Annotated in this window: 13 protein-coding genes; 6 read left to right on the top strand and 7 right to left on the bottom strand. The window is 59.9% G+C overall.

What is annotated here, in order from left to right; all coding sequences use genetic code 11:
• Positions 1–4: 4 nt before the first annotated feature.
• The 6 genes from tssG to tssA are packed head-to-tail and all read right to left on the bottom strand — an operon-like array spanning position 5 to position 6756.
• Positions 5–1012: a type VI secretion system baseplate subunit TssG gene (gene tssG / locus M2497_RS14325; protein WP_248488062.1), complete on the bottom strand. Its 1008-nt coding sequence runs from the start codon at positions 1010–1012 to the stop codon at positions 5–7.
• Positions 976–2763, bottom strand: a complete 1788-nt coding sequence (gene tssF, locus M2497_RS14320; protein WP_248488061.1) for a type VI secretion system baseplate subunit TssF — start codon at positions 2761–2763, stop codon at positions 976–978. The genes tssG and tssF overlap by 37 nt, the downstream gene beginning before the upstream one ends.
• Positions 2753–3154, bottom strand: coding sequence for a type VI secretion system baseplate subunit TssE (tssE, locus tag M2497_RS14315; RefSeq protein WP_248488204.1), 402 nt, complete (start codon positions 3152–3154; stop codon positions 2753–2755). Before tssE ends, tssF begins: the two co-directional genes overlap by 11 nt.
• Positions 3155–3168: 14 nt before the next feature.
• A complete protein-coding gene (gene tssC / locus M2497_RS14310) occupies positions 3169–4644 on the bottom strand; it encodes a type VI secretion system contractile sheath large subunit (protein WP_179029738.1) in 1476 nt (491 codons plus the stop codon).
• A 28-nt stretch (positions 4645–4672) separates the two neighbouring features.
• Complete coding sequence (gene tssB, locus M2497_RS14305) at positions 4673–5170, bottom strand: type VI secretion system contractile sheath small subunit (protein ID WP_248488060.1); 498 nt, start codon at positions 5168–5170, stop codon at positions 4673–4675.
• A 32-nt stretch (positions 5171–5202) separates the two neighbouring features.
• Positions 5203–6756: a type VI secretion system protein TssA gene (tssA, locus tag M2497_RS14300; RefSeq protein ID WP_248488059.1), complete on the bottom strand. Its 1554-nt coding sequence runs from the start codon at positions 6754–6756 to the stop codon at positions 5203–5205.
• Between the two features lie 474 nt (positions 6757–7230).
• Here tssA and M2497_RS14295 point away from each other — a divergent pair, with 474 nt between their 5' ends.
• Positions 7231–7746 (top strand): Hcp family type VI secretion system effector, encoded by a 516-nt coding sequence (locus M2497_RS14295; RefSeq protein ID WP_025858362.1) that lies wholly within the window; start codon positions 7231–7233, stop codon positions 7744–7746.
• A gap of 52 nt (positions 7747–7798) precedes the next feature.
• Here the strand turns inward: M2497_RS14295 and M2497_RS14290 are convergent, their stop codons facing one another.
• On the bottom strand, positions 7799–8620 hold the full coding sequence (locus M2497_RS14290) for an aldo/keto reductase (RefSeq protein ID WP_102592766.1): 822 nt from the start codon (positions 8618–8620) through the stop codon (positions 7799–7801).
• A 106-nt stretch (positions 8621–8726) separates the two neighbouring features.
• Between M2497_RS14290 and M2497_RS14285 the strand changes: the two genes are divergently transcribed.
• The 5 genes from M2497_RS14285 to M2497_RS14265 all read left to right on the top strand — a co-directional run bounded on the left by M2497_RS14285 (position 8727) and on the right by M2497_RS14265 (position 13734).
• A complete protein-coding gene (locus M2497_RS14285) occupies positions 8727–9221 on the top strand; it encodes a DUF1543 domain-containing protein (protein WP_248488058.1) in 495 nt (164 codons plus the stop codon).
• Positions 9222–9379: 158 nt separating this feature from the next.
• On the top strand, positions 9380–9661 hold the full coding sequence (locus M2497_RS14280; RefSeq protein WP_003174386.1) for a peptidylprolyl isomerase: 282 nt from the start codon (positions 9380–9382) through the stop codon (positions 9659–9661).
• Between the two features lie 130 nt (positions 9662–9791).
• The gene (locus M2497_RS14275) at positions 9792–11651 is read left to right on the top strand and encodes an extracellular solute-binding protein (RefSeq protein WP_248488057.1); all 1860 of its coding nucleotides are present in this window, start codon (positions 9792–9794) and stop codon (positions 11649–11651) included.
• Positions 11651–12712: a microcin C ABC transporter permease YejB gene (gene yejB, locus M2497_RS14270; protein ID WP_016976573.1), complete on the top strand. Its 1062-nt coding sequence runs from the start codon at positions 11651–11653 to the stop codon at positions 12710–12712. The genes M2497_RS14275 and yejB overlap by 1 nt, the downstream gene beginning before the upstream one ends.
• A complete protein-coding gene (locus tag M2497_RS14265) occupies positions 12712–13734 on the top strand; it encodes an ABC transporter permease (RefSeq protein WP_248488056.1) in 1023 nt (340 codons plus the stop codon). The genes yejB and M2497_RS14265 overlap by 1 nt, the downstream gene beginning before the upstream one ends.
• Positions 13735–13738 lie beyond the last annotated feature (4 nt).

Raw genomic sequence — 13738 nt, 5'->3', positions numbered from 1 at the left:
ATCCCTAATAAGCGTTGCCAGGCACAATGACCACACCGTCGGCGCACTCATGCGCCAGCCAACTGGTCCAGCCGAGGCGGCAGACGTTGTGTTCACCGATGTGCAAAGGCCGGATCTCTTCCTTGGCCATGACCAGGCGCACGTCATAGTCCAAAGGGTCCCGCGCCGTCAGGCGCACCAACGAACACAGCAGCGGATAGTCCGCGCCGGTCGGCAAAAAACCATGGAATCGGTCCCACCCCAGCCCCTGCAGATGCACCCTGAACTTGCCGTTGCGATCAGCCACCCGGCTGCCCAGCACCTGGTCATGGCCAAGGGTGCTGTTCGCGGCGCCAAGCCGATTTCGCTGCGACTCGGCGATGACCACGCTGCGCAGGACCCACTGCTCGACGAACAAACGACGATGCTTGAAGTAGTAACGCAGCACCGCCTCGATCAAGGCCGCCGAATGCACCCGCAGGCTGAGCAACCCCAGGTAGGGCAACAGTCGCTTGCCATTCAGTTGCGTGGCGCTGCGGACCTGCGGCCCCCTTAACCCGATCAACGCAAGCATCTGCTCGGAGAAGGCATCACCGGCGCTTGCCTGGAAACACGCCCGATAGCGATATTTGCGCCAGATCGGCAACATCAGCCGTTGCAGACGGTGGTGGAACACGTCAAGGAAGTCCCGGGTTGCATTGCCACCCAATTCGTCGGTGCACGCCTGCTCACCGTAAAACGCCGGCAATGGCGAGCCCGCACCACACAGGCCCAGCACGTTAAGACGCAAACGCGCACGCAACTGGCCGTGCTCGATAAAAAACACCACCCGGTCGATATCGTGACCAGGAAAACCCAGGCCCGGGTTGGCCTGGAACTCCAGCAAGTCGTACAGCGTGTCGTCATCCAGCAACGGATGGGCATCGCGCAGACGCTGGATGACCCGCAGGACCGCCTGAAACAGCGAGTACTCGCGGATAACCCGGGTCAGTTGTGTCAAAGCGGGGGCTGCTGGCCCATCCGTGGTGGCCATAGGTACACGTCTCCTTGTGTGCTGATGACTCTTAGTTCGTGGTAAGCGTTGAGGCTGGCGTACAGCGCGAAGAACTCGTTGAGCACCGAGGCGAACACAAACACTTCGCCCTCCCCCAGGAAGCCCTGGGGATCGATGCTCAAGTCGATGCGTAACCCGCGAATCGGCAAGCCGTGGAGCAATTGGTCGACCGCTGTGTGGCTGACCGAGCGCATCGCGCCTAATCGTCTCTCGCTGACCTTCTGCGCCTGGCGATCGTGATAGCGTGGTAGATCGTAGGTTTCGAGGATCACTTTCAAGGCATGGATGTCAGTCAGTGACAGGTAGTTGAGCGACATGTTGCTGATCAGCCGCCAGAGAAAGTCCCGGTCCAGAGGTGGAGTAAAACTGGCTGTCGGTGCGCAGATATTCCGGAACGACAGCCCTTGCGGCGTCTGCTCGCAAGCCTGGTTGATAGCGCCGACCTGCAATTGTCGAGGCAGGTTGTGATTGGTGCACGTCAGCTCGATCGACAGTGTTTGCTGGTCCAACTCCAGACCGCTGCCCAACCCGAGCCAGGTATCCAGCCCGGTATGCTGCGCCGATGGCCGCTGGCGAATGCTGTAACTCGCCGGCCCCTGGGAACGCGCGGTATACCCCTCATGCTCGAAGGATTCAAAGGGCACGTAGGCCTGATATCCCAGCCCTCCGGGATGCCAACCCGTGACGCTGTCTACGGAAAATACACTGGCGTTCCCGCGTGAGTACTCACCAGGGATCAGCAGGTATTCGTCCTGTTTTCCGTCCAGGCGGATGGGTACCGCGTCATGCTTGAACAGGTTGACGATGGGGGTGCAGTACAGCTTCACGTTATCCAGGCTGGGCTGTCTGGGTTCTCGCCATGGCCTGCCCAATCGGAAGCGCAACACCACGCCGCACACCTGCTTGAGCAGTTCGCCAGGTAATCTTTGCAGTGCCCCCAACCCGCCCACATCGACAAACAGGTACTTGTCGGGAAAGGCAAAATACTCCTGCAGATGGCGATAGCCGCCAAACGTATTCGGCGGATACGGAATCAGCGCCTGCTCCTCGCTGAACCCTACCGGCTGAACCTGATCGGCGCCCAGAAACAGCGATATCACTTGCCCATCCACCCCGTGAATCGGCATGCCATCCCGACCGAAAGGCAGCAACTCGATACCCTCCAGATGACGCAACAGACTCAGGTACAACGCCTGGCTGATGTAGCGATCCCCCGCCAGATGCAGACGTAACTGATCGAAGTGCCACTCACTGAAGTTGCCTTCTGCACTCATCTCCAGGCGCAGGCTCAAACTTCCCCGTTCAGCCTGGGCGCTGTAGTCCAGCGCACTCAGCTGCAACGGCAAAACCTGAGTGGCGTAACAGGTACGAAAGCGGCATCGTTCGTCATTGACTGCGGCACTTTCAACCGGCGTATCGCGCGCGACCCACACACCAGGGCCTGAGTGTTTCAGCGGATCAAACTGCAGGATGCTGAAGGCAGGCAGCGGGCGCATGTAGTTGGGCCAGAGCAACTGCATCAGCGAATGCGTCAGCTCTGGAAGCTCGTCATCCAATTTCTGGCGCAAGCGCCCGGTGAGAAACGCAAAGCCCTCCAGTAACCGCTCTACGTCCGGGTCCTGACCGGCTTCCGCAAGAAACGGAGCAAGCGCCGGATTGCGCTCGGAGAAGCGTCGACCGAGCTGTCGCAGCGCACTGAGTTCGCTCTGGTAGTAACGGTTAAAGGTCATCAGGCATGACCTCTACCCGACCGGAATCAGAGAGCCGCGCGGTAAACACCACCGGTTGAGCGACACCCTTGACCACCAGGGTGGCTTCGATAGCGAAGGCAAGTGCCAGCGGGTCATGATCCCGTGGCAACGTCATCACTTTTACCTGCTTCAAGCGCGGCTCGTAAGCTCGGATAAATCGCTCGATCAACAGACGTGACTGACTCAGCGATTCATGCAGGCTCTGATTCATATCATTGAGGTCGGGCATACCGTAGTCCGGCAGTGTCTGAACGCTGCCGGCACGGATACTGAGCATTTTCCCCAGATGGTGCGCGACAGATGTCACGCTACTGGCGGGGGTTGCCGCCGGACGCTCAAGGCGCTCGAACAGGCTTCGATAACCGCGCACTTCCTGGTCCTTGCTCATTCTTTGTCGAGCTTGCCGACGAGGGATAGCGTGAAATCAGCGCCCATGTACTTGAAATGCGGTCGCACACTCAGGTTGACGCGATACCAGCCGGGCTCACCCTCGACATCACTGACGACGATGCGTGCCGCCCGCAAGGGCCGTCGCCCACGCACTTCGGCGCTGGGGTTTTCCTGGTCGGCGACGTACTGGCGAATCCATTTATTGAGTTCCAGCTCCAGGTCAGTGCGCTCCTTCCATGAACCCAATTGCTCACGCTGAAGGACCTTGAGGTAATGGGCCAGGCGATTGACCACCATCATGTACGGCAACTGGGTACCCAGGCGGTAATTCAACTCGGCTTCCTTGCCCTCGGGGCTGAGCCCGAAGTGTTTCGGCTTTTGCACCGAGCTGGCGGAAAAAAACGCCGCATTGTCACTGCCCTTGCGCATCGTCAAGGCGATGAAGCCTTCTTGCGCCAGTTCGTATTCACGACGGTCGGACACCAACACTTCGGTGGGGATCTTGGTTTCGATTTCCCCCATGCTCTGGAAGTGATGCAACGGCAAGTCTTCCACCGCTCCACCACTTTGCGGGCCAATGATGTTCGGGCACCAGCGGAACCGCGCGAAACTGTCAGTCAGGCGCGTGGCGAAGGCGTAGGCCGTGTTGCCCCACAGGTAGTGCTCGTGGCTGTTGACCACGTTTTCCTGATAGGCGAAGGTCTTGACTGGACACTCAAGCGGATCATATGGCGTACGCAGCAGGAATCGCGGCACGGTCAAGCCGATGTAGCGCGCATCTTCGCTTTGGCGAAAGCTTTGCCATTTGGCAAATTGCGGGCCTTCGAAATGGTCCTTCAGGTCCTTGAGGTCGGGTAAACCGGTGAAACTTTCCAAGCCGAAAAACGCCGGGCCGGCAGCTGCGATAAATGGTGCATGGGCCATGCAGGCCACACTGGAGGCGTACTGCATCAGCTTTACATCGGGGGCGCTGGGAGACAGGAAGTAGTTGGCGATAATCGCGCCCACCGGCTGGCCACCAAACTGCCCGTACTCCGCACTGTAGATGTGTTTGTACAACCCGGACTGGGTCACTTCCGGCGAATCTTCAAAATCTTCCAGCAGGTCTTGCCTGGAGACGTTCAGGAGTTCGATCTTGATGTTCTCGCGAAAGTTGGTGCGATCGACCAGCAGTTGCAAGCCCTTCCAGGACGCTTCCAGCGCCTGGAAGTCGGGATGGTGCAGTATCTCGTCCATCTGCAGGCTGAGCTTGGTGTCGATCTCGGCGATCATCCGGTCGACCAGGCGTTTCTTGACGGGCTCGCCACGGTTCTGGGGCTTGATCAACTCTTCGATGAACGCCGAGACACCGCGCTTGGCAATGTCATAGGCGTCGTCGTCGGCGCTCAGTAATGTCTGGGCAACGATGTTATCGAGGATGCTGTACTGATCAGCAGGTCGTGCCGGCAGCGAATGCTGTTGTGTCGTCATGGGGTCAGTGTCCTTTTACTGAAAAATGTCAGGCGTCGGGGCTGTCCAGCCCAAGTTCCGCCAGTACCCGTGCGCGGGACTCATCGTCGGCCAGGGTTTGTTCGATCGCCTTGCGAAAGCTCGGGGTGTTGCCCAACGGCCCCTTCAACGCCATGAGTGCCTCACGCAGCGCCATCAGCTTGTGTAACTCGGGCACCTGTTCCACCAGGTTCGCCGGGTTGAAATCCTTCATGGCATTGATGCGTACCTGAATGGCCAACTCGTCAACGCCAGCCTCTTCCTGCAAACGGTTGGGCACGCTCAACGTCAAGCTCAATGCCTGCTTGGCCAACACGTCATCCAGGGTGTTCTTGTCGATAGCGATGGGCTTGCGATCTTCAAGCTTGCGCGCGTCCTCACGCTGGGTGAAATCGCCCAGTACCAACAGCTTCAATGGGAGCTCGACTTCTTCCTGCGCCCCGCCGATGGCGGGTTTGAACGTGATATTGATACGTTCCTTGGGGGCTACCGAACCTTCTTTGGCCATGGTGTCTCTCCTTTTTCAAGTGGCTCGAAAGCCTATTCAAGTACCGCTTCCAGATCGAAGAGGCACAGCCTGCGATGGGTGTCTTCCTTGCGTTCGCGCACGGCATGGTTTTGTGGCAGCAGGTCGCAGCAGCGGTGCAGGAGCTGCGTCACTTCCAGGGCCAGCTCTGGCTCCCAGCGCTCCAGGCCCGTGCGTTGCAGTTCGTGGTCAAGCTGTTCGAGCTGGATCTTCGCCAGCTCATGCTTGCCCGCCTGTATGCACAGACGCGCTTGGGCGAGCCGCCAATGAAAACGTGCGCGATCACTGCGCGCAGCCTGCATGCCTTGCTTGAGCTCTCGGATGGCAGACTTGAGCCCGTCCTGGCGCAGCCGCTGTGTCACCGTCTGCAAGGCGATCGCCCAGGGCTCGGCTTGGGCATCAATGAGTGCTGCGGGCAATTCAGGCCTGTGCAGGTGATGGGCAACCCGCTGGGAGATCCAGTCGCGAGTGGCTGCGTCGGCAAAGGGTGCGCCGTCGTGAAAACGAAACGCAGGCAGGTCCGGCAAGCGTTGCAGCAACAGCGCGAAGGTCACTTCCAGCTCGGTCATGGCCAGGTCGGCCTGCAGGACCTCCAGGCATTCCCAGAGCATGCGCAGACCATCGAACCAGAACATCGCCCCGGCAAGACTGGCCTCAAGCTCAAGCACCAGGTCTGCGTGATGGCCTTGTGCAAAGCGCTCCTGATAACGCTTGAGCTTGTCGGGAGCCGGCCCGCGCAATGCGGTCACCTGCTCGTTATCGGCATTCGGGTAGCTGGCGAGTGCCAGCCATGCCAGTGTCCGGCTCAAACGCAACGCGCGCAGGTCGGTGGCGTTCTGGCGCAGCCACCAGGCACAGAGTGGGCGGGCCTGCTCCTGCAAGGTACGGAGCACCTTGTGCTCGTCCTTTTCGCTCTCCACCGCTGCTTCGGGCTTGCGCAGTTGGCTGGCGGCCTGCTTGACTTGCTCGATAACCCCGCTCAACCCCGCCACCGGGGTATCGTCCTGCGCTGCCCGCTCCAATCGCTGCGCCAATTGCCTGCGAACCGGCAACAGCAGCGGCGCATCATCCCCCAGGTGCTCGGCCCAAAGCTCGTCCAGACGCACCAGGTGCTCAAGCACGGCGCGGAACAAAGGCTGCTGGTTCTGCAGCGCCAGGCCCTGCGTGAACAGCGGCTCAAGGCGCAATACCAGCCATCCGAATGCGGCACCGCGGGTGCGCGGTTTTTCCGGGTAGAGCACCGACCACTGATGCTCACAGAGGTAGCGCAACATCCCGAGCCCCGCCAGCAGCCCCGGGTAGGATTCACGCTGGTGCAACGCCCAGGTCAACCACACAGCCACCCGCAGATCCTTGGACTGGTGGCGTAGCAGGTTCTCGCTGGTTTCCAGCACCTTGTGCCAGTCGGGCTGGCTGCCGGCATGAATCGATTGTGCCTTGGCCAGCTCGGACTCCAGCACTTCATATTCACTCGAAAAGCGCATGTCGCTACCGGCAAAACTTGTTTGCAGACAGGGTGATCGTGCAACTTCTAGATAATAATCATACCGGCTATCCGAATAAATCATTTGCCACCATGCACAACTAAAAAACCAAACAAACCAACTAACCACGCAAGTAATGCGTGACAGTGGGCTATCTTGAGTTCGCATTTTCCTGCGAAGTCCTCGAACCTTAGTCATGCCCAAAACATTCAGCAAGCGATGGAATTACACTTAGTCCTTTTCCTACAAACCCAGCTACCACCGGGAATGCGCAGGATTTTGCGCACTTAACCCTGCATAGCCATTCAACTAATCATCCAACTTCAGCATTTATCGACATTTCAAGATGAGCAACTAAATGCGCACCCATGCGCAATCAAATACACGGAAATTGAGCCCAGTAGCAGCCTATCGCGCTGAATATCCGACCGACTACAACAGCATCACCCTGATTCCATTGGCGCCTGCACTTTCAGGCACGCTTCTTGTTATAGGCATTTGCCCAGCCGAAAACTTATCGGTTGGAACTACCTCATCAATCAGACAAGGAACCCCGTCATGCCAACACCCGCGTATCTCTCTATTACCGGTGTAAAACAAGGTTTGATCACGGCAGGCACGTTTACCCAGGACTCGGTAGGTAACATTTACCAGGAAGGCCATGAGGACCAGATTCTGGTCCAGGCGTTTTCTCATCAGGTGATCATTCCCCGCGACCCACAGTCGGGCCAGCCAACCGGCCAGCGGGTGCATAAACCCCTGATGATCAGCAAAGTGTTCGATAAGTCCTCGCCCCTGCTCTTCAGCGCTTTGACCAGCGGCGAAGAGGTCAAGTGCCGGCTGGAATGGCTGCGCACTTCGTCGGCCGGCACGCAGGAGCATTACTTCACCATCGAACTGGAGGGGGCGACCATCGTGGATATCCAGTCACGCATGCCCAACTGCCAGGACCCCGACAACGCCCATTTCACTCACTTGGAAGATGTGTACTTCACCTATCGCAAGATTGTGTGGACTCACGAAGTGTCCGGTACTTCCGGGTCGGATGACTGGCGCAGCCCGGTTGCGGGTTAAACCGGCTTGACGCGGGCGCGGCGCCAAGGAAGGCGCCGTTTCCGTAAGGCAACTACACCATCGCCAAAGGATGCTTGCGTTTTGGCGCGCCGAATACCCGATCGATCGCGTCCAGGTCGTGCTCATCCAACACCAGCTTGGCTGCTGCTGCGTTGAGTCGCACGTGCTCGGGCGTAACGGCCTTGGGGATGGCGATCACACCGTCCTGGCGCAACACCCAGGCCAGGGAGACCTGGGCGGGTGTGACCTCGTGACGGCGGGCGATCTGCTTGAGGGTGGGGCTGGACAGCAGTTCGCCGCCCTGGGCGATCGGGCAGTACGCCATCAAGGGCAAGTGGTGCTGTTGCCACCAGGGCAGCAGGTCGAACTCGATGCCGCGTTCTTCGATGTTGTAGAGCACCTGGTTGGTGGCGCAGGCCGGGGAGGCAAGTTCCTGCAGGTCGGCCACGTCGAAATTGGAGACGCCCCAACGTCCGATCTTGCCCGCTTCGCGCAGGCGTTCGAAGGCTTCGACCGTTTCTTCCAGCGGGTACTGGCCGCGCCAGTGCAGCAGATACAGATCAATGTAGTCGGTGCCCAGGCGCTGGAGGCTGGCCTCACAGGCACGGGGCACGCCCTTGTGGCTGGCATTGTGCGGGTAGACCTTGCTGACCAGGAACACCTGGTCGCGGCGGCCACGAATGGCCTCGCCGACCACCGTTTCAGCGCCGCCCTCCCCGTACATTTCGGCGGTATCGATGAGGGTCATGCCCTCGTCGATACCCAGTTGCAACGCCGCGACTTCCGCGCGGTGCTGGTCGGGGTTTTCGCCCATGCGCCAGGTGCCCTGGCCGATGACAGGAACGGGAACACCCGCCAGATCAATGGTACGCATGACAACCTCCTGATGAGTTCGCGAATTAACAGTGTGGCATTGGCCGGACAAAAGGGTTCAATCGAAGTATGGTTAGCCTCTGCCAAGTCGCCAGGAAGTCTCTGCAATGCTGTTTGTCGTCATGCTCGGGGGTAAGCACCCACGGGCGAAAATTGAAGTGCACGATGTGGTGTTTGCAGTTGCGGACACGCTGGAAGCAGCCTACGCGCAACTGCGCGCCGATTGGTTTGGCAGCCCCAAGGGCGTGCATATCGACTCGTGGATGGCGGTGGACGGCGTCGACGGCTGGAAGGTCGAACTCAGCCCCCTGGCCCCTGCAGCCGGCGCACACCACCTGTACTTCATCAACCTGGGCGGTTATGAGGCCAACAGTTTTGGCGAGGCCCACCACTACCTCCTGGTGGCCGCCCGCAATAAGCAGGAGGCCACGAACAAGGGCAAGCAACAGATGCTGCGTCACTGGTCCCAGGCCCATACCGATGGAGTACTGGACATCGACGACTGCTTGCCCATCGACCTGGTGGACGGTCGCTATATCCACCTGGTGCAAGGCCCGCATCGGCCGATCATCCAGCAGAACGACTACATCGTCCTGGCCTGAACCCTACCCGACAGTGCATGCGCAGCTCGTCGAATGGCTCACCCACAGCGGCGCTATGGCCCGTGCCTGAGCCACTCGGGCAATCCGGCGGAACTTTGCCGGGAAATAACCGCCTGAATCCGGTAGGCTCACCTTTTTTATTCAAGGAGTTACTTCCCATGGCCAAAGCCACCGCCCGTCACATCCTCGTTTCCACTGAAGACAAGTGCAACGAACTCAAGGCCCAAATCGAAGGCGGCGCTGATTTCGCAGAAGTCGCCAAAGCCAACTCCAGCTGCCCATCCAGCCGCCAAGGCGGTGACCTGGGTTCGTTCGGTCCGGGCCAGATGGTCAAGGAATTCGACACCGTCGTGTTCAGCGCCCCGGTCAACACCGTGCAAGGCCCGGTAAAAACCCAGTTCGGCTACCACCTGCTCGAAGTCACCAGCCGCCAGGACTGATCCCGCCTGTGCTGATGCAATAAACAACGGCCCGCCTTTTGGTGGGCCGTTGTGCATGTGATGACTGGCGACGCTGATGCCGTTAGCGTACAAATCCCTTTTCTTCTTCATACGGCGTTCAAGGCTGACAATGCGATTGGCTTTTTCTTACTTCTTTAGCTCGTCCCTGGCACTGCTGCTGGCCAGCACTGCCGTGATCGCGGCGCCTCAACCGTACCTGACGGTGTATGGCGAACCGGCCAAGTACCCTGCCGGCTTTACCCATTTCGACTACGCCAACCCCAACGCCCCCAAGGGTGGCAGCCTGCGCCGCTCGGCCATCGAGATCGGGCGCTTCGACCATGTGTTGCCGTATATCGACAAAGGCATCGGGGTGTCCCAGGTCGACGGCTGGCTCTACGCGCCCCTGGCCCAGCGCTCCCTCGACGAGCCCTACACGGTCTACGGCCTGGTCGCTGAAAAAATGGAGCGCGCCGACGACGGCCTGTCGCTACGCTTTTTCCTCAACCCCAAGGCGCGCTTTGCCGATGGCAAGCCGATCACCGCCGAGGACGTGCGCTACAGCTTCGACCTGCTGATGACCCAGGGCAGCTTGCGCTTTCGCACCCTGTTCGCCGACGTCAAGCACGTCGAAGTCGAAGGCGAGCGCCAGGTGCGTTTCGATTTCTCCAGCAATGAAAACCGCACACTGCCCCTGGATATCGCCACCCTGCCTGTCTTCCCTGAGCATTGGTGGAAGACCCGTGACTTTGCCAATGGCGGCGGCTATGAAGCCCCGTTGGGCAGCGGCCCCTATAAAGTCAGCAAGATCGACTCCGGCAGCACCATCACCTTTACCCGCGACGCGAGCTGGTGGGGCAAGGACTTGCCCGTCAGCCGCGGCCTGTACAACTTCGATCACCTGAGCCTGGAGTATTTCGGCGACACCGAAGTGGCCCGCCAGGTATTGCGCGGCGGCGCCTACGATTTCAACCGGGAGTTTTCCGCCACTGGGTACTCCATTGGCTACAACGGCCCGGCCCTGGATGATGGTCGCCTGCAACGCGCGCACCTGGCCAGGGAGATGCCGCAACCGGCCCAGGGTTACGTGTTCAACGTACAAAAACCGATATTCAAGGACCGCCGCGTGCGCCAGGCCCTGGCGATGCTGTGGGATTTTGAATGGGCCAACCGGCAAATGATGCGGAACATGTACATCCGCCAGCAGAGTTACTTCTCCAACAGCCCGCTGGCCGCCAGCCAGCCGCCAACAAAAGAAGAGCTAGCGATTCTTGAACCCTTGCGCGGCCAGGTCCCCGACGAGGTGTTCACCCAGGTGTTCAAGGCGCCGGTCACTGACGGCAGCGGTGTGATCCGCGACAAGCAGCTGCAAGCCCTGGCCTTGCTGGAGGAAGCCGGCTGGAAACCAGAGGGTGACAAATTGGTGAACGCCGAAGGCGAACCACTGGAATTCACGTTCCTCAACACTCAGAACGGCCTCGAACGTCTGTTGTTACCGTACAAACGTAACCTGGCGCAAATCGGTATTACCCTGAATATCCGCCGTATCGACTCCTCGCAATACGTCAATCGGATCATGGCCAGGGACTACGACATGATCGTCATCGGTTTCCCCGTCACCACGTCACCGGGCATGGAGCTGTACAACTATTTCGGCTCGGCGGCCGCCTACGATCCAGGCGCCAACAACTACGCAGTACTCAAGGACCCCGCCGTCGACAGCCTGATCAAGGGCCTGGTCAAGGCCGATACCCAGGCGCAGATGCTCACCTACGCCCACGCGCTGGACCGGGTGCTGCAATGGAACTACCTGTGGATCCCCAATTACTACCCGCCCGGCACGTCCGCCGCGTGGTGGAACCGTTTCGGCCGCCCGGCCATCGAGGCAAAGAACGACGAAGCCCTGGAAACCTGGTGGGAAATCAGCCCCACGCCGCTGACGAATGAACAAATGAACGCTGAGCTGAAAAAACGCGGAGGTGCGCGCTGATGTTTGCCTATATCGTGCGACGCCTGCTGCTGATCATCCCGACGCTGGTGATCATCCTGCTGGTGAATTTCGTGATCGTACAGGCCGCCCCCGGCGGTCCGGTGGAGCAAGCCATCGCCCACCTGCAAGGGATCGGCGGCGGTGGCGTCGGCGGTTCCTCCGGCGAAGGCATCAGCGGTGGCTCCCGCGCCAGCCGGGGCCTGGACCCGAAGCTGATCGCTGACATCGAGAAACAGTACGGCTTCGACAAGCCCGCGCCGGAGCGCCTGTGGCTGATGCTCAAGAGCTACGCCCAACTGGACTTCGGCAACAGCTTCTTTCGCGGCAAGACGGTGATCGACCTGATCCTGGAAAAAATGCCCGTGACCATTTCCCTCGGCCTGTGGGCCACGCTGATCACCTACCTGGTATCGATCCCCCTGGGGATCCGCAAGGCAGTGCGCCACGGCAGCAGTTTTGATGTGTGGAGCAGCACCGCAATTGTCATCGGCTATGCCATGCCGGCGTTCCTGTTCGCGATGTTCCTGATCGTGGTGTTTGCCGGTGGCACTTCGCTGAACTGGTTCCCGGTACGCGGACTGGTGTCGGAGAACTTCGAAGAGCTGAGCACCGTGGGCAAGATCGCCGATTACTTCTGGCACCTGGTATTGCCGGTTACTTCACTGGTGATCGGCGGGTTTGCCACGCTGACCATCCTCACCAAAAACTCGTTCCTCAATGAAATCACGCGCCAGTACGTGGTGACTGCCCGCGCCAAAGGCTTGAGCGAACGACGCGTGCTCTACGGGCATGTGTTCCGCAACGCGATGCTGCTGGTGATCTCCGGAATTCCCCAGGCCTTTATTGCCGTGTTCTTTGCCGGTTCGCTGCTGATCGAGGTGATCTTCTCCCTCGACGGCCTGGGCCGCATGAGCTACGAGGCGGCTGTGTCCCGGGACTACCCGGTGGTGTTCGGTTCGCTGTTCATCTTCACCTTGTTCGGCCTCTTGATAAAACTCATCGGTGACCTCTGCTACACCCTGGTGGACCCGCGTATCGACTTCGCCGCGAGGAACGCCTGATGCTTAATCTGTCTCCCGTGGCGCGTCGGCGTTTCGAGCGGTTCAAGAAAAACCGTCGCGGCTGGTGGTCGCTGTGGCTGTTTATCGGTCTGTTTATCCTGACACTGGGCGGCGAGTTGATCGCCAATGACAAACCCTTGGTGCTGAGTTTCAAGAACGAGCTGTATTTCCCGGTGTTCAAGCGCTACACCGAGCAACAGTTCGGCGGCCAGTTGCCGTTCCAGGCCGATTACCGCAGTGACTACGTGCGAAAGCTGATCGAGCAGGACGGCGGCTGGATGCTGTTCCCGCCGATTCCGTTCAGCGACGACACGCCCAACTACGAGCTGACCCGCCCTGCCCCCAGCCCGCCCTCGGCGGTGAACTGGCTGGGCACCGATGACCAGTCGCGGGATGTGCTGGCGCGGGTGATCTTTGGCGCGCGCGTGTCGATCCTGTTTGCCCTGGCGCTCACCGCGATCAGCGCGGCCATCGGTATTGCCGCCGGTGCGTTGCAGGGCTATTACGGCGGCTGGGTGGACCTGATCGGCCAGCGTGTGCTGGAAGTGTGGTCCGGGTTGCCGGTGCTGTACCTGCTGATCATCCTGTCGGGTTTCGTAGAGCCGAATTTCTGGTGGCTGCTGGGGATCATGGCGCTGTTTTCCTGGCTGGCCCTGGTGGACGTGGTGCGCGCCGAGTTCCTGCGCGGGCGCAACCTGGAATACGTCAAGGCCGCACGGGCCCTGGGCCTGGGCGATGGCAAGATCATCCGCCGGCATATCCTGCCCAACGCCATGACGGCGACCTTGAGTTACCTGCCGTTTATCCTGACCGGTGCGATTTCTACGCTGAGCGCCCTGGATTTCCTCGGTTTCGGCATGCCGGCAGGCAGCGCGTCGCTGGGTGAGCTAATCGCTCAGGGCAAGCAGAACCTGCAAGCGCCGTGGCTGGGCCTGACCGCGTTTTTCACCCTGGCGCTGATCCTGTCGCTGCTGGTCTTTATCGGCGAGGCATTGCGTGATGCCTTCGACCCACGCTCATGAGTGA

The organism is Pseudomonas sp. CYM-20-01, from assembly GCF_023169845.1.
Classification (GTDB): domain Bacteria; phylum Pseudomonadota; class Gammaproteobacteria; order Pseudomonadales; family Pseudomonadaceae; genus Aquipseudomonas; species Aquipseudomonas azotoformans.
This window is presented reverse-complemented; position numbering and strand designations above follow the sequence as displayed.